22 protein-coding genes are annotated in these 25461 nt (G+C 46.6%); 12 read left to right on the top strand and 10 right to left on the bottom strand.

Going from position 1 to position 25461, the window contains the following annotated elements; translation table 11 throughout:
• Window positions 1-93: 93 nt before the first annotated feature.
• The 4 genes from Q0852_RS05025 to nagB all read right to left on the bottom strand — a co-directional run bounded on the left by Q0852_RS05025 (window position 94) and on the right by nagB (window position 5003).
• Complete coding sequence (locus Q0852_RS05025) at window positions 94-1680, bottom strand: cation:proton antiporter family protein (protein WP_299014760.1); 1587 nt, start codon at window positions 1678-1680, stop codon at window positions 94-96.
• 154 nt (window positions 1681-1834) lie between these two features.
• A complete protein-coding gene (locus tag Q0852_RS05020; RefSeq protein ID WP_299014755.1) occupies window positions 1835-3049 on the bottom strand; it encodes an ROK family protein in 1215 nt (404 codons plus the stop codon).
• A gap of 2 nt (window positions 3050-3051) precedes the next feature.
• Window positions 3052-4188, bottom strand: coding sequence for an N-acetylglucosamine-6-phosphate deacetylase (gene nagA / locus Q0852_RS05015; RefSeq protein WP_299014752.1), 1137 nt, complete (start codon window positions 4186-4188; stop codon window positions 3052-3054).
• 14 nt (window positions 4189-4202) lie between these two features.
• Window positions 4203-5003 (bottom strand): glucosamine-6-phosphate deaminase, encoded by an 801-nt coding sequence (gene nagB, locus Q0852_RS05010; protein WP_299014749.1) that lies wholly within the window; start codon window positions 5001-5003, stop codon window positions 4203-4205.
• 255 nt (window positions 5004-5258) lie between these two features.
• Here nagB and nagE point away from each other — a divergent pair, with 255 nt between their 5' ends.
• A complete protein-coding gene (gene nagE, locus Q0852_RS05005; RefSeq protein ID WP_299014746.1) occupies window positions 5259-6752 on the top strand; it encodes an N-acetylglucosamine-specific PTS transporter subunit IIBC in 1494 nt (497 codons plus the stop codon).
• Window positions 6753-7175: 423 nt separating this feature from the next.
• Entirely contained in the window at window positions 7176-8840 is a 1665-nt protein-coding gene (gene glnS, locus Q0852_RS05000; protein WP_299014743.1) for a glutamine--tRNA ligase, read from the top strand.
• Window positions 8841-8953: 113 nt separating this feature from the next.
• On the opposite strand, the gene fcrX is transcribed toward glnS, so the two are convergent.
• The 4 genes from fcrX to Q0852_RS04980 form a co-directional block, all read right to left on the bottom strand.
• On the bottom strand, window positions 8954-9400 hold the full coding sequence (gene fcrX, locus Q0852_RS04995; protein WP_299014740.1) for a ferric iron uptake transcriptional regulator FcrX: 447 nt from the start codon (window positions 9398-9400) through the stop codon (window positions 8954-8956).
• Between the two features lie 464 nt (window positions 9401-9864).
• Window positions 9865-10392: a flavodoxin FldA gene (gene fldA, locus Q0852_RS04990; protein ID WP_299014737.1), complete on the bottom strand. Its 528-nt coding sequence runs from the start codon at window positions 10390-10392 to the stop codon at window positions 9865-9867.
• Window positions 10393-10657: 265 nt separating this feature from the next.
• A complete protein-coding gene (locus Q0852_RS04985; protein ID WP_299014734.1) occupies window positions 10658-10879 on the bottom strand; it encodes a DUF2788 domain-containing protein in 222 nt (73 codons plus the stop codon).
• A 66-nt stretch (window positions 10880-10945) separates the two neighbouring features.
• Entirely contained in the window at window positions 10946-11719 is a 774-nt protein-coding gene (locus tag Q0852_RS04980; RefSeq protein WP_299014731.1) for an alpha/beta fold hydrolase, read from the bottom strand.
• A 102-nt stretch (window positions 11720-11821) separates the two neighbouring features.
• Here Q0852_RS04980 and seqA point away from each other — a divergent pair, with 102 nt between their 5' ends.
• Together seqA and pgm are read left to right on the top strand one after the other, a co-directional pair.
• Window positions 11822-12367, top strand: a complete 546-nt coding sequence (seqA, locus tag Q0852_RS04975; RefSeq protein WP_299014978.1) for a replication initiation negative regulator SeqA — start codon at window positions 11822-11824, stop codon at window positions 12365-12367.
• A gap of 35 nt (window positions 12368-12402) precedes the next feature.
• A complete protein-coding gene (pgm, locus tag Q0852_RS04970; protein WP_299014729.1) occupies window positions 12403-14049 on the top strand; it encodes a phosphoglucomutase (alpha-D-glucose-1,6-bisphosphate-dependent) in 1647 nt (548 codons plus the stop codon).
• A gap of 88 nt (window positions 14050-14137) precedes the next feature.
• Here pgm and Q0852_RS04965 read toward each other — a convergent pair whose 3' ends face one another.
• Window positions 14138-14926: a DUF1853 family protein gene (locus tag Q0852_RS04965; RefSeq protein WP_299014727.1), complete on the bottom strand. Its 789-nt coding sequence runs from the start codon at window positions 14924-14926 to the stop codon at window positions 14138-14140.
• Between the two features lie 136 nt (window positions 14927-15062).
• Here Q0852_RS04965 and Q0852_RS04960 point away from each other — a divergent pair, with 136 nt between their 5' ends.
• The gene (locus tag Q0852_RS04960; RefSeq protein ID WP_299014724.1) at window positions 15063-15269 is read left to right on the top strand and encodes a DUF2517 family protein; all 207 of its coding nucleotides are present in this window, start codon (window positions 15063-15065) and stop codon (window positions 15267-15269) included.
• A gap of 163 nt (window positions 15270-15432) precedes the next feature.
• On the top strand, window positions 15433-16191 hold the full coding sequence (locus Q0852_RS04955; RefSeq protein ID WP_299014721.1) for a Nif3-like dinuclear metal center hexameric protein: 759 nt from the start codon (window positions 15433-15435) through the stop codon (window positions 16189-16191).
• 59 nt (window positions 16192-16250) lie between these two features.
• Here the strand turns inward: Q0852_RS04955 and Q0852_RS04950 are convergent, their stop codons facing one another.
• Complete coding sequence (locus Q0852_RS04950) at window positions 16251-17540, bottom strand: citrate synthase (protein ID WP_299014719.1); 1290 nt, start codon at window positions 17538-17540, stop codon at window positions 16251-16253.
• A gap of 408 nt (window positions 17541-17948) precedes the next feature.
• Here Q0852_RS04950 and sdhC point away from each other — a divergent pair, with 408 nt between their 5' ends.
• From sdhC to odhB, 6 genes are all read left to right on the top strand, one after another.
• On the top strand, window positions 17949-18329 hold the full coding sequence (gene sdhC, locus Q0852_RS04945; protein WP_299014717.1) for a succinate dehydrogenase cytochrome b556 subunit: 381 nt from the start codon (window positions 17949-17951) through the stop codon (window positions 18327-18329).
• Complete coding sequence (sdhD, locus tag Q0852_RS04940) at window positions 18323-18670, top strand: succinate dehydrogenase, hydrophobic membrane anchor protein (protein WP_299014714.1); 348 nt, start codon at window positions 18323-18325, stop codon at window positions 18668-18670. Before sdhC ends, sdhD begins: the two co-directional genes overlap by 7 nt.
• Window positions 18671-20437 (top strand): succinate dehydrogenase flavoprotein subunit, encoded by a 1767-nt coding sequence (sdhA, locus tag Q0852_RS04935; RefSeq protein ID WP_299014711.1) that lies wholly within the window; start codon window positions 18671-18673, stop codon window positions 20435-20437.
• Between the two features lie 15 nt (window positions 20438-20452).
• Window positions 20453-21166 (top strand): succinate dehydrogenase iron-sulfur subunit, encoded by a 714-nt coding sequence (locus Q0852_RS04930; protein WP_299014708.1) that lies wholly within the window; start codon window positions 20453-20455, stop codon window positions 21164-21166.
• Window positions 21167-21277: 111 nt separating this feature from the next.
• Window positions 21278-24091, top strand: a complete 2814-nt coding sequence (gene sucA / locus Q0852_RS04925; RefSeq protein ID WP_299014705.1) for a 2-oxoglutarate dehydrogenase E1 component — start codon at window positions 21278-21280, stop codon at window positions 24089-24091.
• A gap of 28 nt (window positions 24092-24119) precedes the next feature.
• Window positions 24120-25340 (top strand): 2-oxoglutarate dehydrogenase complex dihydrolipoyllysine-residue succinyltransferase, encoded by a 1221-nt coding sequence (gene odhB, locus Q0852_RS04920; RefSeq protein WP_299014702.1) that lies wholly within the window; start codon window positions 24120-24122, stop codon window positions 25338-25340.
• The last annotated feature ends 121 nt before the right edge of the window (window positions 25341-25461 follow it).

The raw sequence follows: 25461 nt of genomic DNA, 5'->3' as shown, positions 1-25461 counted from the left end.
TAACTGAATTATTTCTAATGTTGGGTGGTGTTTTGAACGGAAAAATGAACGGCAGCCGAAGCTGCCGTTGAACAAAAAGAACAGAATAAAGCTCTACAGTGGTTTAATTTGTGGTGATAAATGTTCACAAACATGGCGAGCAAAGCCACTACCGGCTTCGTTGTAGATATTGAAGGCGGCATCGACGCCAAGCTCGTTCAGTAGTGCTTCATCATCGTTGTATTTGGCGATAGCGGCAATTTTTCCTTGGTAGTCGCGTTCACGAATTTGCTCAAGAGCAAAGCTGTTAGCTTGGCTGTGTGGCATTGCTAGCAGGATAAGCTCCGTGTTGTGGCGTGATACGACTCGGGCCCAAAAATCAGGGTCAGTAGCATCGCCATGGATGACATTACGGCCTTCCTCTCTGTGTCCCTGAACTGAGTCTTCACGGGCTTCAATACCTATGACCTGCTCTCCATAGCGTTCGACCAGTTCATCATAGGCTCCGGTACCAATGCGGCCCATTCCCAGGATCATGATTTTCTTATCGCCAAGGTCGATAAGACGATCGCTGGTATTGAGTTTTTCCGGCTCGTACTCTTTCAGCCATTTCGATGCGTCTTTGTATAGGCGGTGACCAATACTATTAAGGGGAGCCGAGATAAGGAAAGAAATGGAGACCGCAATGGCGATGGCAACCAGGAAGCTACCAGGCAGCAGCCCCATGTTATAGGCAAGGCCGCCGACAATCAGGCCAAATTCGCTGTAGTTGAAGAGGGTCAGAGTACCAAGCAGCGAGGTACGAACCCGAAAACGGAAAAGGTTGAAGGTGACGTAATACAGGAGTCCTTTGATTGGCAGCAGCAAGATCAAAACAACAGCCATCAAGAAACCATTTATCGTGGGCTCTTCGGAAAGACCGATGTTGAGGAAGAAGCAGACCAGTAGTAGCTCCTTTAAGTTAAACAGCGATTTGGACATTTCCGAAGCTTTAGGATGTGCTGCAAGCATCATCCCCATGATCAGAGCGCCAAGATCCGCTTTCATGCCGACAGCCTCAAACAGACCGGCACCGGCGACCAAAGCGAGGAAAATTCCGTATAGAACCAGCATCTCCCCGTGCCCAGCTTTGTCGAGGATTTTGAACAGTGAAGGACGAAGTAGCGGAAGAGCAAATAGCGCCAAGGCTGTGATCTCGGGAATTTTTCCTGTTGAGACTGTTAGGAAGATAACCGCGAAGATATCCTGCATAACCAAGATACCGATGGCCAGTGTTCCGTAGGTAGCATTGAGTTCGCCTTTTTCCTGTAATGCCTTAATAGCAAATACGGTACTTGAGAAGGATAGGGCAAAGGCAAGTAAAGCAAGCTGCATAATATCAAGCTCGCCGAGCATACTCAGTCCCAGTTGTTTCAGTGCTAATAATGCCAGGGTAAATAGACCGGTTGAGAGGATGTTGTGCAAGGTTGCACCGCCCCAGATTTCTTTGGTCAGCAGTGTTTTTACATCCAGTTTGAGACCGATAGAAAATAGCAGCAAGGTAACCCCGAGCTCGGCAAGTGCTGTGAGTACATCGGTTGACTGGTAGCCTGCACTATTAAGGGCAAAACCTGCAATTAGAAAGCCCACAAGCGGAGGAAGCTTGCACCTCAGGGCGATAAAGCCAGCTAAGAAAGCGGCAATAATATATACGAGTTCCATGATGAGATTAGTGTTCCTGTGATTTCTTTTTTCTTCTGGAGGGGATCTGGTGGTTTTACGCAATATAACACAAGGGGCATGTACCTGTCCGATACATGCCCCTGTAAAATATTTTTGCTTAAATCGATACTCTTATACGTTGTTTTTTAGCTCTTTAGTCTTCTAACAAGCGTTGCAATAGCACGCCATTTAGCATCGCCCGCTTAATCATTGAAAAAGCTCCGATAGTCGGCTGGTTGTACAGCTGTGATTCGACAATCGGTAGATCCTTGTTAAAGGTCGACAGGGACTGGGTTTCGATGCAGCGGCGAATAGCCGGGAAGATAACTTCTTGAGCTTGGGTGATATCTCCTGCAACTACGATTTTTTGCGGGTTGAATAAATTGATAGTCATGGCCAGAGCCTTGCCTAACTGGTTGCCAACCCGGATAAGAGCCTGACTAGCAAGTTCATCACCTTTATTAGCGGCTTCGCAGATAGCAGGCATGGTGACACCTTCAAGTTCCTGCAGGCTGCTTGGGTAGCCTTGATCCAGTAGCTTTTGAACGTGTTTGATAATGGCCGGATTCGCTGCGACGGTTTCCAGGCAACCAAAGTTTCCACATTGGCACTTGTCGCCAAGCGGATCGATCTGAATATGACCAATCTCACCAACATTGCGGTTATAACCTAAAAATACCTGACCGTTAACGATGATGCCTGCGCCCGTACCATGGTGAACGCTGACTAAAATCGAGTCGACACAGTCCTGGCTGGCTCCGAAATAATGTTCAGCAAGTGCGAGCCCACGGATATCGTTGCCGACAAAGCAGGAAACGCCGAACTTCTCACGGATGATTTCTGATAGTGGGAAGCGATCAACTGTGATATGCGGCATGTATTCAATGATGCCTTTCTCGGGATCTATTAAGCCGGGAAGGGTTATGCCGAAAGCAACCAGCTCGCGCATGACATTTTGATTTTCTGCGATAAATTGGCGAATGTGGCTGAGAAGGCCATCAGTCAATTCTTGCTGGTTGGTATAGATAAATTTATGGGCTGCACCGGCAATATATTTGCCGCTCAGATCATAAAGAGTGAGCTCAATGTAGTCTCGTCCAAGACGGATTGCAATTGAGTGAAATGGTGCTGACTCTGTGGTCAGCGAAATGGCACGTCGACCACCGGTAGAAGCTTGTTGCGCGACCTCTTTGATCAGGCCGCGCTCAAGCAATTGGCGGGTGATTTTAGTAACACTTGCAGGAGCAAGCTGACTGACGTCAGCAACCTGGATACGTGATATAGGGCCTTGCAAGTCTATGAGTCTGTAAACAGCCGCGCTGTTCAGCTGCTTTACCAGATCTACATTACCAATTTGTCCGCCTGTCATAGTTAGTTCTGCTCGTATTCACCGTTAACAACAGTCGCCCGAACTTTGTAGTCACGATCAAAAATAGCAAGGTTAGCAACCATGCCTTTTTTGATGGCTCCCAGCTTGTTATCCACACCAATAGCTCTGGCAGGGTAAAGGGTAGCCATACGAATCGCTTCGTCGAGGGCGATACCTGCATGTTCGACGCTGTTTTGTACTGCTTCAATCATTGTTAGCGCCGAACCGCCAAGTGTGCCGTTTTCATCCACACACTTACCATCACGGTAATATACTTTCTTGCCGACAAAAATAAAGTGATCAATGTCAGCTCCTGCTGGTGCAGTTGCATCGGTGACCAAAATAAGTTTGTCTCCTTTCAGGCGCTGCGCAATGCGGATGTTGGCGTAATCGACATGGAATCCGTCGGCAATCACACCAGTATAGACATTAGGTGTGTCGTAAATTGCTCCAACCATGCCCGGCTCTCGACCCGCAATAGGGGTCATGGCATTGAACAGGTGGGTAGCGAAGGTGATACCGGAGGCAAAACCTTTGCGTGCTTCTACGTAGGTGGCGTTGGTGTGGCCGGCCGAGACAACAATACCTGCATCAACAAGCTGCTCAATATGTTCATGCGGGTTCTGTTCCGGGGCCAGCGTTACTTTTGCAACGACATCGGCATTGTCACAGATGGTTTTAACCATGGCGTCGTCGGAACGACGAATATGATCAACACTGTGAATACCTTTTTTCATGACGTTAAGGTAAGGCCCTTCCAGGTGCAGGCCAAGAGAGTGATTCTGGTATCTGCTTTGATATTCACGTTCGGCGGCGATGGCAGCTTTCATGTCTTCGTCGGACGAGGTGATGAGGGTCGGCAGGAAGCTAGTGCAGCCTGATTTCAGGTTTGCACGGTGCATGGTGTGGATGGTGTCTGCGTTAATTTGGTCATTAAGCATCACACCGCCACAGCCGTTAAGCTGTAGGTCAATGAAACCGGGCGTCAGGTTCGCCCCTTTCAGATCCTGAGTTTTGATGTCTTGTGGTAGCTCTGTGGCAGGGCAAACAGCGTGAATGTTCACGCCGTCAATAATAACGGCGTGGTTATTCAGCACATCGCTACCGGTAAAAATGCGGCAGTTGGTTAGCGCGTACATGAACAAGTCCTTTGTTAAAGGTGTTTAATATTTTCAGCTTCAAGCTCTTGGAAGTACTTAACAGTCTTCACTTTCAACTCTTGGGTTGATGGCTCGTCGCAGACAATTAATGACTTAGGGTGTAGCTGAAGGGCGGAAACCGTCCACAAGTGGTTTACGGAGCCTTCAACTGCAGCTTCAAGTGCGAGAGCTTTGTTGTGGCCGGTAACCAAGATCATGATCTCTTCAGCATCAAGCAGAGTACCGACACCAATGGTGAGTGAGTATTTAGGTACCTGGTTGATATCGTTATCGAAGAAGCGTGAATTGGCAATACGTGTGTCTTCGGTCAGTGTTTTTATACGGGTACGCGAAGCCAGCGAAGAGGCTGGTTCATTGAAAGCAATATGCCCATCATTGCCTACGCCGCCCATGAAGAGGTTGATTCTGCCGTAAGACTTAATTTTCTCTTCGTAGCGTTGACATTCTGCTTCGTGATCCAGGGTGTTGCCATGTAGCAAATTGATATTTTCTTCTTGAATATCAATGTGACTAAAGAAGTTGTTATACATGAAACTACGGTAGGATTCAGGGTGATCGGCTGGGATACCGATATATTCATCCATATTAAAAGTAACAACGTGCTCAAAACTTACTTCACCTGCCTCATAAAGCTCGATTAAGCGCTTGTATGTTGCTAGAGGAGTGCCACCAGTTGGTAAGCCTAATACAAAAGGACGCTCTGCTGTTGGCTGAAATTTATTAATACGATCAGCAATATAGCGAGCAGACCACAAACCTACATCTTTCGCTTTATTCAGTGGGATAAGTCTCACGGTTACACCTCGTTTCAAGTAGAAATCACAATAGAATCTTAGCGTGTTACGGCCTTTGTTTCGGATAATAAAATAAGTTTTATGATCGAGCTAGCAAAATCGCTGTATTGTCACTCAAGCAGGTGATAATGATCACAAAAGATGAGGTTTTAATTTGCGGGGCGAAATTAAACTCTTAAACTGCATATAACTTAATCGGGTAACTAAAATAAGTTATCTGTTTCGAATCTAAGAAAACCATAGGGGGAACTAAGGGTGAATATTCTTGGATATTTTCAAAAAGTAGGTAAAGCGTTGATGGTGCCTGTTGCCACGCTGCCTGCGGCTGCAATTTTAATGGGTATTGGTTACTGGATTGACCCGAATGGCTGGGGTGCAAATAGTGCATTGGCAGCTTTTCTGATCAAAGCTGGTTCCGCTATTATTGATAACATGTCGGTGCTGTTTGCCGTTGGTGTTGCGTATGGTATGTCAAAAGATAAAGATGGTGCTGCGGCATTGTCCGGTTTTGTTGGCTTCCTTGTGGTAACAACGCTGCTTGCCCCTGGTTCAGTTGCCAATATTCAGGGTATTGATGCCAGTGCTGTTCCAGCAGCGTTTGGTAAAATTAATAACCAGTTCGTTGGTATTTTGGTTGGTATTGTTGCGGCTGAAATTTATAACCGTTTTTCACATGTTGAGCTGCATAAAGCACTGGCATTCTTCTCCGGTAAGCGTTTGGTTCCTATCTTAATGTCTATTGCCGGCATTCTGATTGCTTTTGTACTGATGTATATCTGGCCTGCAGTATACGGCGGCCTGGTGTCTTTCGGTGAAGGTATCCAAGGTTTGGGTGAAGCGGGTGCTGGTATCTACGCATTCTTTAACCGTCTTCTAATTCCTGTTGGTTTGCACCATGCACTGAACTCCGTATTCTGGTTCGATGTTGCGGGTATTAATGACTTGCCAAACTTCCTTGGTGGTCAGGCATCTATTGATGCTGGTGTTGCAACTCCAGGTGTAACCGGTATCTACATGGGTGGTTTCTTCCCTATTATGATGTTCGGTCTGCCTGGTGCGGCACTGGCTATGTACCATACAGCTAAATCGAAGAATAAAGAAAAAGTAGCTTCTATCATGATTGCTGCTGGTTTCGCATCATTCTTCACCGGTGTTACTGAGCCACTAGAGTTCGCATTTATGTTCTTGGCACCTGGCCTGTATGTGCTTCACGCATTGCTAACTGGTATCTCTGTATACATCGCTGCGTCAATGCAGTGGATTTCAGGCTTTGGTTTCTCTGCAGGTTTTGTGGATATGATTCTGCAGACTCGTAACCCACTGGCAACCAATTGGTACATGCTGGTTGTACAGGGACTCGTATTCTTCGGTCTGTACTACGCAATCTTCCGTGCAGTTATTCTTAAGTTCAACCTGAAAACACCAGGTCGTGAAGACGATGATGCTGAAGAAGGTGCGGTTGCTGCTGGTTCAGCTGAAACTGGTGAGCTTGCTAAGCAGTACCTGAAAGCTTTAGGTGGTCACGGTAACCTTGAGAATATCGATGCATGTATTACTCGTTTACGCCTGACGCTGAAAGACAGCAGCCTTGCGGATGAGAAAACGTTGAAAGCATTGGGTGCAATGGGTGTGGTTAAGCTTGGTTCAAATAACTTGCAGGTTATCTTGGGTCCTCTAGCTGAAATAGTGGCTGGTGAGATGAAGAAAATCCCAGTCTCTGAAGATTTATCTTCAGTAAAACTACCTTAATTATTTAAAAGCCTTTTAAATAATTATCAGACTAAATTGCCGGCCTCTGTAATGAAGTCGGCAATTCCCTCAAATTAAACAATCATCACTAACAACAAGTAGAAACAATTTAGCTCGATGCTTTAAATCATTATTGGTATTTGCATAGTGTGTGTTTCTGCCGGCTTCTGAGTATGTTTTTACAAGCATAGTCAGAAGCTGCGTAGGTAGTTTCATTGTCAGGTTTTCTATGTTCAGTTGTGAAATCCTGAGTGGAATGTTGTCCTTAAGGCCTGCTATCAGGCCTATGCGTTAACTTTGCCCCGCATTAGCGGGGTTTTTTTATACATATCGGCAAACAATGCATACTATTTGTTGAGTCGTGACCCATATTTATGGATCATAGAGAGTTCTAAAATCCTGTCAGCACACGAGGTGTAATTGATGAGTGAATCTGAAGCTCGTCCAACTAACTTTATCCGCCAGATTATCGATGCGGATTTAGCAAGTGGCAAACATACAAGCGTACATACCCGATTCCCGCCGGAGCCAAATGGCTACCTGCATATCGGCCATGCGAAATCAATTTGTTTGAACTTCGGTATTGCTCAGGACTATCAGGGTCAATGTAACTTACGTTTTGATGATACAAACCCTGAGAAAGAAGACATCGAATACGTTGAGTCTATTAAGAACGATGTTAACTGGTTGGGCTTTGAGTGGAGTGGTGAGATTTGTTATTCATCAAACTACTTCGATAAGCTATACGGGTTTGCTATTGAATTAATTAATAAAGGCTTAGCGTATATTGATGAGCTAAGTCCAGAGCAAATGCGGACATACCGCGGTACGCTAACCGAGCCGGGTAAGCCAAGTCCATACCGTGATCGCAGCGTAGAAGAAAACCTTGAGCTGTTCGAAAAAATGAAGAACGGCGAAGTGGAAGAAGGCAAAATGTGTCTTCGTGCAAAAATCGATATGGCTTCACCGTTCATGGTTATGCGTGATCCCGTGATTTACCGTGTTCGTTTTGCCCACCACCACCAGACTGGCGATAAGTGGTGCATTTACCCAATGTACGACTTCACTCACTGTATCTCTGATGCTTTGGAAGGTATTACACACTCTATTTGTACGCTAGAGTTCATGGATAACCGCCGCCTGTACGACTGGGTTCTAGATAACATTACGATTGACTGTCAGCCTCGTCAGTACGAGTTTAGCCGTCTGAACCTAGAATATACAGTAATGTCCAAGCGTAAGCTGAACCAGCTAGTAACTGAAAATCTGGTCTCAGGTTGGGATGACCCACGTATGCCGACTGTTTCAGGTCTGCGTCGTCGTGGTTTTACGTCTGCATCTATCCGCGAGTTCTGTAAGCGTATCGGTGTAACTAAGCAAGATAATACGATTGAGATGGGTTCTCTGGAATCTTGTATTCGTGATGACTTGAATGAGAACGCACCACGTGCAATGGCCGTTTTGGATCCAATCAAAGTTGTGATCGAAAACTTTGATGGCGAAGCTGAAATGCTGAACGTGGCTAATCATCCGAACAAACCAGAAATGGGTAGCCGTCAGGTACCATTCACTCGCGAAGTGTACATCGAGCGTGAAGATTTCCGTGAGGAAGCCAACAAGAAGTACAAGCGTCTGGTATTAGGTAAAGAAGTACGTCTGCGTGGAGCGTACGTGATCAAGGCCGAGCGTATCGAGAAAGATGAAGATGGTAATATCACAACTATTTTCTGTACTTACGATAACGAGACATTGGGTAAAAACCCTGCTGATGGTCGTAAGGTTAAAGGCGTTATCCACTGGGTATCGGCTGACGCTGGTGTACCGGCTGAGTTCCGTCTGTACGATCGCCTGTTTACTGTTCCAAACCCTGGTGCAGCGGAAGATTTTGTTTCTGTGATCAACCCTGAGTCTCTTACTGTGATGAAGGGGTTTGTTGAGCCATCTTTGGTATCAGCGGAAGCTGAGAAGGCATTCCAGTTTGAACGTACGGGGTACTTCTGCGCAGATAGCAAAGATTCGTCGGCTGATAATCTGGTATTTAACCGTACTGTTGGCCTGCGTGATACTTGGGCGAAAATTGGCGATTAATTGTCGTATAGCAAAGCGATAAAAGTAAAAAACCAGCCGTTTGGCTGGTTTTTTTTACTTAGTGTTGAGCGTCTAAGTAATAATCAATATATGTGAAGGCCTAGAATAATTTGTTATTTTTTATCGTGTAGGCTTGGGTTTTCACTGCAATCGCCTTCCATGCAGTGACCATATAGGTACAGGCTATGGTTAGTCAGACGTACATTGAAGCTTGCAGCAATTTCTTTTTGGCGCTGCTCGATGATTTCGTCTGAAAATTCAATTACCTTTCCACAATCAAGGCAAACCAGATGGTCATGATGGTGTTGAGTTGCTAGCTCAAACACTGACTTACCACCCTCGAAGTGGTGACGGGTAACAATACCTGCATCATCAAATTGGTTAAGAACGCGGTAAACCGTGGCTAGGCCAATTTCTTCACCAATATCGATTAATTTCTTATACAAGTCTTCAGCACTAATGTGTTGGCAGTCAGGCTGTTGCAGAACTTCCAGAATTTTAAGGCGCGGAAGCGTAACCTTTAAGCCTGCTTGTTTCAGTGCGTGATTATTATCTGACATCCGAGTTTCCTATTGGCTAGCCGCAACAACATGATGCGGTAGTCTTCTCATATATATTTATTATAAGTGACCATAAGGTAACAATAAACCTTAAAAAACGATGAATCTAGCTGATCTGTAACTTTTCTTTATTTTAAAAAAATGTTACAGGAATGTGTGTTATGCATCCTGCGGTATATGGCGTGGCTATTGTGAATCGATTTTATCGGCCAAGTATGATTCGGTTTTCCTGAAAATATGTGGCCGCCTTTTTGGTGGCAAGCAACCGTTATGGGAGAAAAATATTTGCCGGAGTTTATCGTGAATGTGAACAATGAAAGAGGAGAAATTGTTTCCCAGGTCAGGCGGGTATTGTATGTTCGTAAAGGCCGCAGTTTCGTAATTAACAGGCCATAGATAAAAAGGGTTATCTCAAACTGTTCGAAATCAAAAAACGCGCCTTTCAGCGCGTTTTTAAAGAGAACTTAGTCTTCTAGTTCTGCTAGGCACATCTCTTCGTAGATCTGTTTGACCCACTGTTCGACACGCTGCTCTGTCAGTTCAGGCTGGCGGTCTTCATCAACGCACAGACCAACAAAGTGGTTGTCATCAACGAGTGCTTTTGATGCTTCGAATTCAAAGCCTTCTGTTGGGAAGTGACCGATGATTGTTGCACCGCGACCTTCAACGATTTCACGTAGGGTACCCATCGCGTCACAGAAGTACTCGGCGTAGTCTTCCTGATCACCACAACCGAAAATTGCTACCAATTTGGTAGAGAAGTCGATGTTTTCAAGTTCAGGGAAGAAGTCATCCCAGTCGCACTGTGGTTCACCGTAGTACCAGGTTGGGATGCCCAGTAGTAGTAGGTCAAAATTGTCGATATCTTCTTTGCTGCTTTTCGCGATATCTTTTACTTCAACTAGATTTTTACCTAGTTGCTTTTGGATCATTTTAGCGACTGCTTCTGTATTACCAGTGTCGCTACCAAAGAAGAGTCCTACACTCGCCATAGTAGAGATTACCTGTATTTAGTTGTTGACCGTAACCTTGGTGGTAACGATATACATAAATCTGTTCAGGGGATGCCCTGAGTTTCAATGACATTATTCCGATCTACGAGTTTAACCAAGCGAGAGATCGAAAACGCAGGATTGAGCTTTGTCTTTACAACATTTGCACAATTTGCGTATTGTTCAGGTATCGTTTTACTTCATACGGTTATCGCATAATGCTCAATGATAGCTTTCGCTAACACTGGATACCTGAAATGAAATTTTAGCCGATGCCGGCACCTTCCCAGCTGAGTTGGATCAGACCTTTGGTAATAAAGCCGGCACAGCCCAAAAAAAGGACCAGCCAGACGATTCTGCGACCGAAAGGTGGCACATTGCCTTGCTTTAAAACATCTTTAATGGCCATGCCAATAAAGAAAAAAATGGCGGCAAACAGCAAGTCTAGCCCAATCGATTCAAGCAAATCCATGTGCTCGTATAACATTTTCGTCTCCTTACAGCAGTCGAAGCCGAGCTAGTCGCGCACTATAACACAGAGAGTGGGCGACTGTTAACGGTCTAGGGGCTGTTGTAAGAAGTTAAGAATAATACGATTTACCGTCTCGGGCTTTTCTGCGTGTAGCCAATGTCCGGTGTTTGCAATCATATGGGCTTTAGCCGTCGGGAACTGGCGGGCGATAGATTCGCGGTGTTCCGGCTGGATGTATTCTGAATCCTGGCCTTTGATAAACAGGGTGCGACCGGAAAAGGCCGGAACTTCCTGCCAGCCCATAATGGTATCGTAGTTGGCTATCAGGCCATCGACATTGAACCGCCAGTCGTACCCGTTTTCGGTTTTAGCAAATGACTTGAGCAAGAACTGACGGACACCGGGTTCAACAATATGCTGTGCCAGGTAGGCCTCAGCATCTTTTCTGTTACAGGCATTATGTTTGGATACTTCTTGCAGGCCGGCAAAGACATTTTGGTGGCGGTGAACCTGATAGTGCACCGGTGCCATGTCCAGCACAATAAGATGATTGAATCGGGATGCTGCCAGCTCAGTCATTGCCATGGCGACTTTTCCGCCCATAGAATGACCAACGAGCGAAAAGCGTTCTATATCACATTGTTCGATAACCTTGAGGACATCGGCAGCCATTTCACGATAGGTGAAGCTATCTGAATGGGGGGATCGACCATGGTTTCGAAGATCAATGCTTACAACTTTGTATTTATCTTTCAAAGCTCTGGCGACAAGTCCTAGATTATCGGCGCTGCCAAAGAGGCCGTGGATCAAAATGATCGCTTCGCCTTGTCCGTCCACTTGATAATGAAGATTCACTGACTATTTTCTCTTGTTGATAACGCTTTACCGTAGAGTATAACCTCGGATCACGTTATAATCTCACGGTGATTTTTAAACGGAACGATAATGAACACTACGATGAAGAGTATTGAGGTAGACGAAGAGCTATACCGTTATATCGCCAGTCAAACACAGCATATTGGTGAAAGTGCATCTGATATTTTGCGCCGCCTGCTTATGATGCCAGATCAGACAGCACAGCCAGAAGCAGAAGTTGTTATGCCTGTTCGTCCAAAAGGTGTTGTGGTTAGTAAAGACGCGGGTAACGTGGTCAAGGTGGATCGTGTCAAGGAAATGCGATCTTTGCTGATTTCTGATGAATTTGCCGCTCAGGAAAAGGCTATCGGCCGATTTATGATGATCCTGTCCTCGCTTTATCGTATCGATCCGGAAGGCTTTACTGAAGCCGCGGCAATCAAAGGTCGTACACGTGTTTATTTTGCTGAAAGCGAAGAGACACTGCTGGCAAGTGGCAAAACGACCAAGCCGAAAGCCATTCCTCATACCCCTTTCTGGGTTATTACGAATACTAATACTGATCGTAAACGCCAGATGGTTGATCAACTGATGGCCAAGATGGGCTTCGGTGCCGATATCATCGATAAAGTTTGCGGTGAAATTTAACTGGCTTTACGCCTCATTTTTACAAGGATAAGTTAATGGCGATCCATCCTCGTGCTGGGCAACGTGCCCAGCAAGAAGATATGCATAACATTCCCGCACTAGTAGCTAACTATTTCCTGATTGAGCCGAGTGTTTCTGAACCACAGCAGCAAGTTGCCTTTGGTACTTCTGGTCACCGTGGTACGGCTGATAAGGGAACTTTCAACCAGCATCATATCTGGGCAATAACTCAGGCGGTTGCAGAAGTTCGTGCTGCTAATGGTGTTACAGGGCCATTGTTCCTGGGTAAAGATACCCACGCATTGTCTGAACCAGCGTTTACTTCAACTCTTGAAGTGCTGGTTGCCAATAATGTGAAAGTTGTGATTCAGCAGGGCCGAGGCTATACGCCAACCCCGGGTATTTCCCACGCGATTCTTTGCTACAACAATGCAAATGAAGACAAGGCAGATGGTATTGTTATCACGCCTTCTCACAACCCGCCTCAAGACGGTGGTATCAAGTACAACCCAGTACATGGTGGCCCGGCTGAGGGTGAGCTGACGTCCGCTATTGAAAAACGTGCCAACGAAATCATTGCTAACGGCATGGTGGATGTTAATCGTGTTTCTATCCAGGACGCTTTTGCCAGCGAACAGGTACAGGAGCTGGATTTGGTTGCGCCGTATGTCGATGATTTGGTGAATGTCATTGATATGGCTGCGATTCAGAAAGCGAACCTGAAAATTGGTGTCGATCCGCTGGGCGGTTCTGGTATCGAATACTGGCGCCAGATTGCTAACCATTACGGCTTGGATCTGACTTTGGTTGATGAATCCATTGATCCGTCTTTCCGTTTCATGTCGCTGGATAAAGATGGTGTGGTGCGTATGGACTGTTCGTCACCTTACGCGATGGCTGGTCTGCTGGCTCACAAAGATAAGTATGAACTGGCGTTTGGTAATGACCCAGATTACGACCGTCATGGTATTGTTACACCTGCAGGTCTGATGAACCCTAACCACTTCCTGGCAGTGTGTATCGATTATCTGTACCGCCACCGTCCGGATTGGAGCCAGGAAGTCGCTGTTGGTAAAACATTGGTTTCTAGCGCCCTTATCGACCGCGTTGTTGCTGATCTTGGTCGCGAGCTATGCGAAGTACCAGTTGGTTTCAAATGGTTCGTTGATGGCCTTTATTCAGGTAAGCTGGGTTTTGGTGGTGAAGAAAGTGCTGGTGCTTCATTCCTGCGTATGGATGGTACACCATGGTCGACTGACAAAGACGGCATCCTATTGTGCCTGTTAGCGGCTGAAATCACAGCCGTAACGGGTAAAAACCCGCAGCAGTACTATGAAGAGCTGGCTGCGAAGCACGGTGCATCTGAGTACAATCGTTTGCAGGCTGTTGCGAACGGTGAGCAGAAAGCTGTACTGAGTAAGTTGTCGCCTGAAATGGTGGCTGCTGAAATGCTGGCTGGTGATCCGATTACTGCGCGTTTGACTCATGCACCTGGTAACGGAGCGGCGATTGGTGGCCTGAAGGTTACCACTGAAAACGGTTGGTTTGCAGCTCGTCCGTCAGGCACTGAAGAGATTTATAAGATTTACTGTGAAAGCTTTAAGGGTAAGGAACATCTTGCCCTGATTGAAAAAGAAGCACAGGAAATCGTCAGTAAAGTTTTTGCTGACGCCGGTCTGTAAGGTTAGGTAATTTGTTTACTAAAGCGCCCCTTTTTAGGGGCGTTTTTTTATGCCTGCAGTTTAGCTGTGTCGTTGAGAGCGCTAGTTGTCATTGGATTTTATTTTGATTTGGCCAGTATTCTGGCATTACGAACCAGAGCCTGTTATTTGGATCAACGGCTTGGGCCGGTACGTTCACCTGCTTCGTTTCCAGTGATTTTGTCAGTTCATGATAGCCTGGCGGGCAAATCCAGTTTTCCTTGCCGATAATTCGCAGTGACAGCGTACTTGCTTCAGGGCTATAGCACCACAAACCGGTAAATGCGTTTGGGTTCAGTTCGATACCAGAGCCGAAAGCTTCTTCTTTAAATGGATAGAAGAGGCGTCCTTGCATGATCAGACGTTTGACGACAGGCTGGCCATATTTAACAGCCAGTTGTGATTTGTACGCAGGATGTTCACACAGCTTGAGCTGGTGGTCGGTCATACGATGTACTTTTTTGTCCAGGTTGTCTTGTGCATTGGGACCAAGCCAGCTCTGTTGATAGGCGAGGTAGAATTTGATTGAAACCTCCCAGTGTTCAAGTTGTTCGTTTCGCAGGTTCTTAACAAGAAAATCAATAGCTCCCAATGTCTGTTTATTCCATTGTAGCTGGATCTCTTCTGCAATTAGCTGATAGTCGGGATGTGCTTTGATTAGTTGTTTCCACAACCATTGGTAGTAAAAGCCTAGTCGACGACTACCCTGGTATTCTGATGGGCTAGGGATGATCGCTCTGCTGCGAAACTTTTGTAACCATTCACTATCTGCAGCATAGAGTGCATTGCTGATGAGTGGTGGGCAATTGAGTAACGAAATAAAATCAGTTGCATATTGTTGATGGTTTGTTTCTGCCATGTAAAAAAAAGGAATCCGAGAGAGTTATTTTAGCTGTCTAGTTCAAAGTTGGATAAAAAACAAGCTTGGCGGTGTAGAGGCATAGCATTTCATCAATTAGAGTGTTTACAGGTTAGACCAGTTTGAAGAGGGTCATATGTATACACCATTTTCAGCACCTCGCATTATCCTGCGCCGTAGCATTGCCATTCTTGCCGGCGTGATTACCTTTCCTGTCATGGTATTTTTGCCAATCTCAGCCCGCTCTCGATTTTATAGCTATTTACACCGGTTTTGGTTAAAAAACAGTGATAAGCCGGTTTGGTTACAGCAAGCAGAGCTTGGCGCGCACGAGTTATATTAATTCCAGTCCCTGCGATATTGTATTGTTGAGGAGGAGTGTATATAGGCTTTTTATCAAGGCAGTATCACTTTGATTGGTTATGATTATTTTCAGTTTGATTCTGTTTGTTGGTATAGAATAACGCTAACCGTAATACCCTGAATGGTATAAAAAGGAAGCGATAATGAATAACCTAAAACTAGAAGCAGTACTGAACGAGCGGCTGAGCCCTCATCTTATCAAAGATTATTGCCCGAATGGTTTGCAGGTTGAAGGTAAGACTGAAGTAAAGAAAATCATTACTGGTGTTACGGCATGCCAGGCATTGATCGATCGTGCTATTGAAGAGAAAGCGGATGCCCTTCTTGTCCATCATGGTTTCTTCTGGAAAGGTGAACCAGCTGAAATTCGTGGTATGAAGTTTCGTCGTATCAAGGCATTGATTGAAAACGGTATCAACCTTTATGCCTACCACTTGCCTTTAGATGTTCACCCGAGTCTTGGTAATAATGCCAAGCTGGCAGAGCTTCTTGAGATTGAGGTTCTGGGGGGACTGGAAGTTGGTAACCCTAATTCAGTATCTGTGTTTGGCCAGTTTGAACAACCACTAACAGGTGAAGATCTGGCCTCTCGCTTGGCAATCGCACTACACCGTGAGCCATTACATATTGGTGATAATGCTCCGAGTGAAATCAAGACTGTTGGCTGGTGCACTGGTGGCGGCCAGGACTTCATCGAGCTGGCGGCTCAGAAAGGACTGGATGCGTTCATTTCTGGCGAGGTTTCAGAGCGTACCGTCCATACTGCACGTGAGCTGGGAATCCATTATTTCAGTGCTGGTCATCATGCTACCGAGCGTTACGGTGTGAAGGCATTGGGTGAATGGCTTTCAGATGAACACGGTTTTGATGTTACTTTCGTTGATATCGATAACCCCGTGTAATAATCATTAAAAAAGGTTGAGCATTTCTGCTCAACCTTTTTCCTTTCTAAATCTTAGCTTTATTCACGTTCATGAATAGGGCTAAATTCACGCTGAGTGTAGCCGGTGTAAAGCTGGCGAGGACGACCGATACGGTTGGTTGGGTCGTTATGCATCTCATTCCAGTGGGCAATCCAGCCAATAGTACGTGAAATCGCGAAGATAACCGTAAACATGGATACTGGAATACCGATGGCTTTCAGGATAATGCCTGAATAGAAGTCGACATTAGGATAAAGTTTCTTTTCAATAAAGTACTTATCTGAGAGTGCTATACGTTCAAGTTCCATCGCCACATCCAGCAGTGGATCCTGAATATTCAACTCTTCCAGTACATCGTGGCAAGCTTCACGCATCACAGTTGCGCGAGGGTCGTAGTTCTTGTAGACGCGGTGACCAAAGCCCATCAGGCGGAAAGGATCGTCTTTGTCTTTCGCTCGTTCAATGAATTCAGGGATCTTATCTACGCTACCGATCTCTTCAAGCATCTTCAGACATGCTTCGTTAGCGCCACCATGCGCCGGTCCCCAAAGCGATGCAATACCTGCGGCAATACAGGCAAACGGGTTTGCACCAGATGAACCAGCAAGACGAACTGTTGATGTTGAAGCGTTTTGTTCATGGTCTGCGTGCAGGGTAAAGATCTTATCCATTGCATGAGCCACTACAGGGCTGACTTCATATTCTTCGCAGGGGGTTGCGAACATCATGTGGAGGAAGTTTTCCGCATAATCGAGGTCGTTGCGCGGGAAGATGAATGGTTGGCCAATTGAGTATTTATAACACATGGCTGCCAGTGTCGGCATTTTAGACAGCAGGCGGAACGCGGTGATTTCACGGTGGGTATCGTTACTGACATCCAGTGAATCGTGATAGAAAGCAGCCAGAGCACCGACAACTCCACACATAACTGCCATAGGGTGAGCATCACGGCGGAAGCCGTGGAAGAAGCTGGCAATTTGTTCATGAACCATCGTGTGGCGTGTAACTGTGGTACGGAATGTTTCGTACTGCTGACGAGTAGGGACTTCGCCGTACAGAAGTATATAACAGACTTCTAGATAATCAGCATTATTAGCTAGCTGGTCGATCGGATAGCCGCGGTGTAGCAGGATACCCTTATCGCCATCAATGTAAGTAATTTGAGATTCACATGATGCAGTAGCTAGAAATCCAGGGTCGAATGTGAAGTAACCGTTAGCGCCAAGCTTACGCACATCAATTACTTCAGGCCCTTTAGTGCCCCCGATGATCGGCAGTTCGACTGGTGCTTTCCCTTCAATATGAAGAGTAGCTTTCTTGTCTGCCATAACAATCTCCTTTGCTTTTTATAATCCTAATCCAAAGCGGATGTTTAAATGTTGTACCGTTTGGTGGTTCATTTGTCAATTTTCATGCCGTTTTGTGTGCGCTTGTTAATGGGATGGTTGAAAGTGTGCATTTTTCTCAAAGCGTGTTAGAGGTCATGTTACATGGTTTGTATTTGGTTGTTACGGGGCGTATACTCGCGGCAGGTCTCTGGTTCTGCGGTTGCCAGAATCTAACGTTCAAGTTGTTAACAATATTAGTCACTTAGCCGCGATAATGTTTCACGGCTCAAAAAAACATTATCGTAACGAAAGGTTAGGGAATTGTTGCGCTGAATGGCAGGCTTTCGTAATGAACCGGAGAGATCAATAAAAATAAAATGCTTCAATGGAGCTGAGTGGGCAAATACCGTGAAAGTAAATAAGCCAAGACCTGTCAACCTGGACCTACAGACGATTCGCTTCCCTCTGACAGCGATAGCGTCAATCCTTCATCGTGTATCGGGCGTTATTACGTTCGTTTCTGTTGCAATCTTACTTTGGTTATTAAGCCTTTCCCTGTCATCGCCGGAAGGTTTTGCAAGTGCTGCCAGCGTTGTTGACAGCTTCTTTGTGAAATTTGTGCTCTGGGGGGTACTAACTGCACTGTTCTATCACATTGTGGTGGGAGTGCGTCACTTGCTGATGGATATGGGATATTTCGAAGAAATGGAAACCGGTATTGCGAGTGCGAAAATCAGTTTCGTGATCGTGGCGGTTCTTTCTCTCTTTGCTGGAGGCCTAGTATGGTAAATAGCGTATCGACAGTCGGCCGTAATGGTGTGCATGATTTTATCCTTGTTCGCGCAACTGCAATTATCCTGATCATTTACACCATTTATATGATCGGGTTCTTCATCTTTGGGCCTGATCTAAGCTACGAAACTTGGACAGCTTTTTTCGGCAAGCTGAGTACCAAGGTGTTCACTATGTTGGCGCTGTTATCTGTCCTGATCCACGCCTGGATCGGTATGTGGCAGGTGCTGACCGACTACATTAAACCTGCTGCATTAAGAGCTGGGATTCAGTTTGCTGTAGTAGCGGTTCTTTTTGTTTACCTATTTTCTGGTTTCTTTATTGTGTGGGGTGCGTAAGTGAGCATTGCAGTTCGTGAGTTTGATGCCGTAGTAATCGGAGCTGGTGGTGCTGGAATGCGCGCCGCTCTACAAATTTCCGAGCAAGGCCTGAAGTGTGCCTTGCTGTCTAAAGTTTTCCCTACCCGTTCGCATACCGTTTCCGCTCAGGGGGGAATTACCGTTGCGCTGGGTAATTCGCACCCGGATAACTGGCAGTGGCATATGTACGATACGGTAAAAGGTTCTGATTATATCGGTGACCAAAACGCTATCGAATATATGTGTAAGAACGGCCCTAAATCAGTTATCGAACTGGAGAAAATGGGGTTGCCGTTCTCTCGTTTTAATAATGGAACAATTTACCAGCGTCCTTTCGGTGGCCAGTCGAAAGAGTTTGGTGGCGAGCAGGCAGCTCGTACAGCAGCCGCAGCCGACCGAACAGGTCATGCTTTGCTGCACACGCTTTATCAGCAAAATGTAAAGCATAAGACCACGATTTTTTCTGAGTGGTATGCATTGGATCTGGTGAAGAACCAGGATGGTGCCATTTTGGGTTGTACAGCCCTTTGTATGGAAACCGGAGAGATTTGTTACTTCAAATCTAAAGCCACAATTTTGGCTACTGGCGGTGCTGGCCGTATTTATGCGTCAACAACCAATGCGCATATCAATACCGGTGATGGTGTCGGTATGGCGTTGCGTGCTGGTGTACCAATGCAGGATATGGAAATGTGGCAGTTCCATCCGACAGGCATTGCCGGAGCCGGCGTTTTGGTGACTGAAGGCTGCCGTGGGGAAGGGGGGTACTTGCTTAATAAAGACGGTGAGCGCTTTATGGAGCGTTATGCTCCGAATGCTAAAGATCTGGCCGGTCGTGATGTTGTGGCCCGTTCGATGATGGTTGAAATCCGTGAAGGTCGCGGGTGTGATGGGCCCTGGGGGCCACATATCAAGCTGAAACTGGATCACCTGGGCAAAGATGTTTTGGAATCACGTCTGCCGGGGATCTGTGAGTTGTCTCGAACTTTTGCACATGTTGATCCGGTCAAAGAGCCAATCCCGGTTATTCCAACTTGCCACTACATGATGGGGGGGGTACCAACTCAGGTTTCAGGCCAGGCGATCAAGCAGACTGAAACCGGTAGTGATGTCGAAGTACAAGGTTTGTTTGCCTGTGGTGAAATTGCCTCGGTATCGGTACACGGTGCCAACCGCTTAGGCGGGAACTCATTGCTTGACCTGGTGGTCTTTGGCCGTGCGACAGGCCTTCACTTAGGTGAAACCCTGTTGGCTCAGGCTGAAGCTCGTCCGGCAACCGAATCTGATATTGAAGCTTCGCTGGCACGGGTCAACCGTTGGAATTCGACCCAGAAAGGTGAAGACCCAGTACAGATCCGCAAAGATTTGCAGACGTGTATGCAGAACAATTTCTCGGTATTCCGTGAAGGTGAAGCAATGGCTGCTGGCCTTGAAGATCTGAAGGTGATCCGTGAACGCTTGAAGGATGCGCGCCTGGACGATACATCGACCGAGTTTAATACCCAGCGTATTGAATGCCTTGAACTGGACAACCTGATGGAAACGGCTTACGCCACAGCCGTAGCGGCTAACTATCGTACTGAAAGTCGTGGTGCCCATGCCCGTTTCGACTTCCCGGACCGCGATGATGAAAAGTGGTTATGTCATTCGATTTACAACCCCGATACCGAACAGATGATGAAGCGGGATGTAAATATGACACCAATACATCGAGAGGCTTTCCCGCCGAAAGCGCGTACTTACTAAGGGGAGGAATGGACTATGAAGCTGAATTTTTCGATTTATCGTTATAACCCTGATGTAGATAACGCGCCGCATATGAAAGGCTATTCCCTTGATGTGCCGGAAGGTTCTGACATGATGGTGCTTGATGCTCTTATCCTGCTCAAAGAACAGGATCCGACCCTGGCATTTCGCCGTTCATGTCGTGAAGGCGTGTGTGGTTCTGATGGCATCAACATGAACGGCAAGAATGGCCTGGCTTGTATTACGCCGCTATCGGCGTTAACGGGTGAGAAGACCATTGTGATCCGTCCATTGCCTGGACTGCCTGTGATCCGTGACTTGATCATCGATATGGAACAGTTCTATACCAACTATGCCAAAGTGAAGCCGTTCCTTATTGATGAGGGGGCTCAGCCGCCTGCCCGCGAGAACTTGCAGTCGCCGGAAGAGCGAGCTCACTTAGATGGTTTGTACGAATGTATTATGTGTGCCTGTTGCTCGACGTCTTGTCCGTCATTCTGGTGGAATCCGGATAAATTTATTGGGCCTGCGGGCCTGCTGGCGGCTTATCGTTGGCTAATCGATAGTCGTGATAGTGCAACTGAGGAACGATTATCCGATCTCGACGACGCTTTTAGTGTTTTTCGTTGCCATGGCATCATGAACTGTGTAAATGTTTGTCCTAAGGGATTAAATCCAACAAAAGCGATTGGTCACATTAAGACAATGTTGCTAAAACGCGCAGTATAATTAAATCGAATTGTCGATATGCTGGCTTCTTGACTCGCTACCCTGAAGCCAGCTTCAAAGCCCGGCTAATTACCGGCGGAAGTGGCGATAACTAGTGGTTAAGGGAAAACAATGCAGAACGGCGTTATGAAGGCATGGCTTGAGTCTTCACACCTGGCTGGCGCCAATGCAACTTATGTAGAGGATCTCTACGAGTTGTATCTTAGCGACCCAGAATTAGTTAACGATGAATGGCGTCATGTATTTAGTGACTTGCCGGTTGTGAAGGAGACTGCCGTTGAGCAGCCGCATTCACGAGTTCGTGATTATTTCCGACGTCTGGCTAAAGAAACAACCTATCAAAGTGCTACCGTCAGCGATCCAGATGTTGATGCCAAGCAGGTTAAGGTATTGCAGCTTATCAACGCATACCGTTTCCGGGGTCATCAGCATGCAAACTTAGACCCGTTAGAGCTATGGCAGCAGGATAGAGTGTCTGATCTCGATCCTGAGTTCCATAATCTGACAGAAGAGGATTTCAACGAAAACTTCAATGTGGGTTCTTTTGCTCTTGGCAAAGAAACCATGAAGCTTTCCGAAATCTATGATGCACTGAAAAAGACCTATTGTGGTTCGATTGGTGCTGAATATATGCACATTACCGACACGGAAGAAAAACGCTGGATTCAGCAGCGTTTGGAATCGGTTGTTGGTGAAGGTGTATTTACCAAAGAAGAAAAGCTTACATTTCTTGATGAACTGACCGCGGCAGAAGGTCTTGAACGTTATCTTGGTGCAAAATTCCCTGGGGCCAAGCGTTTCTCTCTGGAAGGCGGCGACGCACTTATTCCTATGGTCAAAGAGCTGATCCGTCACGCAGGTAAAAACGGTGCACGGGAAGTTGTTGTCGGTATGGCTCACCGCGGTCGTTTGAATATGCTGGTGAATGTACTCGGTAAAAAACCGCAGGATTTGTTTGATGAATTTGCCGGCAAGCATGATGAGACATGGGGTACCGGTGATGTAAAATATCACCAGGGTTTCTCGGCAGATTTTGCTACACCGGGTGGTGATGTGCATTTGGCATTGGCATTTAACCCATCACACCTTGAAATTGTTAACCCTGTGGTTGTGGGCTCAGTACGAGCTCGCCAGGACCGACTAGGTGACAAAGACGGCTCTTTGGTATTGCCTATTACGGTTCATGGTGACTCGGCAGTGGCTGGTCAGGGGGTTGTTGCTGAAACGTTTAATATGTCTCAGTCGCGCGGTTACCGCGTCGGCGGTACGATTCGTATCGTTGTCAATAATCAGATTGGCTTTACGACGTCTAACCCTAATGATACCCGTTCAACTCAATATTGTACTGATATTGCGAAGATGGTTCAGGCGCCTATTTTCCACGTTAATGCAGATGATCCTGAAGCGGTGGCATTCGTAACCCGCATCGCACTGGATTTCCGTAATACATTCAAACGCGATGTGGTTATTGATTTAGTTTGCTACCGCCGTCACGGCCACAATGAAGCTGATGAGCCGAATGCAACTCAGCCGTTGATGTATCAGAAAATCAAGAAACATCCGACCCCGCGTAAGATTTATGCCGATGCATTGACTGACGAAGGTACGGTTGATTTGGAAACGGCGACGGGATTGAACAATGAATACCGTGATGCGCTGGATCGTGGTGACTGTGTAGTTAAAGAATGGCGTCCAATGAAGCTTCACTCCGTTGACTGGGCTCCATATCTTGGCCATGACTGGACGGTAGAGTGGCCTAATGCTATTGGCGAAACGCGTTTGGGCGAGCTGGCACAGCGTGTATGCCAGTATCCTGAAAGTCACAAACTGCAGAGTCGGGTTCAGAAACTTTACAATGACCGTCAGGCAATGATTGTTGGTGATCGGCCTGTTGATTGGGGTATGGCTGAAACTCTGGCTTACGCAACCTTGGTTGATGAAGGTAAGCGAGTTCGTATTACTGGTCAGGATTCAGGGCGTGGTACATTCTTCCATCGCCATGCTGTCCTGCATAACCAAAATGATGCTAGTACCTATGTTCCGCTGGCGAATATCCATGACAAGCAGGGCGCGTTCCAGGTCTTTGACTCGGTGCTGTCTGAAGAAGCGGTGCTTGCTTTTGAATATGGTTATGCGACTGCAGAGCCGGGCGGTCTGACCGTCTGGGAAGCACAGTTTGGTGATTTTGCCAATGGTGCCCAGGTGGTGGTAGATCAGTTTATTAGTTCTGGCGAGCAGAAATGGGGCCGTATGTGTGGTCTGACAATGTTGCTGCCGCACGGTTATGAAGGACAAGGGCCTGAGCACTCTTCGGCACGTCTTGAGCGTTACTTGCAGTTGTGTGCTGAGCAGAATATGCAAGTGGTTATTCCATCAACACCAGCTCAGGTATACCACATGCTACGTCGTCAGGTGGTGCGTCCGATGCGCCGTCCTCTGATTGTGATGTCGCCGAAGTCGTTGCTACGTCATCCGTTGTGTATTTCGAGTATGGATGAGCTGGCAAATGGCAACTTCCAGCCTGCTATTGCAGAAGTCGATGATCTGGATCCGAAGCAGATTAAGCGCGTAGTATTTTGCTCGGGTAAGGTTTATTACGATCTGCTGGAACAGCGTCGCAAAAGCGAACAAACTGATGTTGCGATTGTTCGTATTGAACAGTTATACCCATTCCCTAAAGAAGATGTTCAAGCCGCTCTGGCAAATTATCAGCATGTTACTGACTTTATTTGGTGTCAGGAAGAGCCGCAAAACCAAGGTGCCTGGTATTCAAGCCAGCACAATTTCCGCTCTGCTCTGCCACAAGGTGCTGAACTTAATTATGCGGGCCGTCCGGCATCTGCTTCACCGGCTGTAGGTTACATGTCGGTTCATTTGAAACAACAGAAAGCGCTAGTTGATGCTGCGCTGACAATAACTGAATAAGAACTGGAACAAAAAGGACAAAGCCGATATGACGATCGAAATTCTGGTTCCTGATTTACCTGAATCAGTTGCTGATGCGACAGTGGCTACTTGGCATAAACAGCCAGGTGATACCGTTACACGTGATGAAGTTCTGGTTGATATTGAAACAGACAAAGTGGTGTTGGAAGTGCCAGCGCCGGAAGATGGTGTTCTGGAAGCGATTCTGGAGGATGAAGGTACTACTGTTTTGACTAAGCAGTTGATTGGTAAAATTAAAGCGGGTGCAGTTGCCGGAGAGCCGACAACAGATGTACCGGCGGAAGCTGAGGCTTCGCCAACCAAGCGCACGACAGCGTCATTGAGTGATGAAACCAATGAGGCTTTGAGTCCGGCAGTTCGCCGCCTGCTGGGTGAGCACAGCATTAGCCCATCAGATGTTAAAGGTACTGGTGTTGGTGGCCGAATTACTCGTGAAGATGTTGAAGCGTTTGTAAAAGAAGCTAAGCCAAAAGCACCTGAAGCTCCTGCACCTGTTGTAGAGGCTAAGGTTGAAGCGCCATTGGCTCACCGTAGCGAGAAGCGCGTCCCAATGACTCGTTTACGCAAGCGTGTTGCTGAGCGTTTGCTTGAAGCGAAAAACAGCACAGCGATGCTGACTACGTTCAACGAAGTCAACATGAAGCCAATCATGGATCTTCGTAAGCAGTACAAAGACATTTTTGAAGAACGCCACGGTATCCGCCTGGGCTTCATGTCTTTCTACGTTAAGGCTGTGGTCGAAGCACTTAAGCGCTACCCAGAGGTTAATGCCTCTCTCGATGGCGATGATATTGTTTATCACAACTTCTTCGATGTGAGCATTGCGGTGTCTACGCCTCGTGGTTTGGTTACACCGGTGCTTCGTGATTGTGACAAGCTGAGCTTGGCTGAGATTGAAAAAGCTATCCGCGAGCTGGCTATCAAAGGCCGTGACGGAAAGCTAACGGTCGATGAGCTTATTGGTGGTAACTTTACCATTACTAATGGTGGTGTGTTTGGCTCGCTGATGTCAACGCCTATCATCAACCCGCCGCAGTCAGCTATTCTGGGTATGCATAAGATCCAGGACCGTCCGATGGCTGTTGACGGTAAGGTTGGGATCCTGCCGATGATGTACTTGGCGCTGTCTTACGATCACCGTCTGGTTGACGGTCGAGAGTCGGTTGGCTTCTTGGTCACCATCAAAGAGCTTCTTGAAGATCCAACACGTCTGCTTCTGGACGTTTAATGCATTAAGCCATGCCGGACTGGCTCTACGTCCGGCTTTTATTTGTTATTAGGTCTTATTGACGAAGAAATACCTCAGAGTATTTCAGATGGATATAACAAGTCCCCCCAAGGGATATGAC

The organism is uncultured Photobacterium sp., from assembly GCF_947502415.1.
Classification (GTDB): Bacteria; Pseudomonadota; Gammaproteobacteria; order Enterobacterales; family Vibrionaceae; genus Photobacterium.
This window is presented reverse-complemented; position numbering and strand designations above follow the sequence as displayed.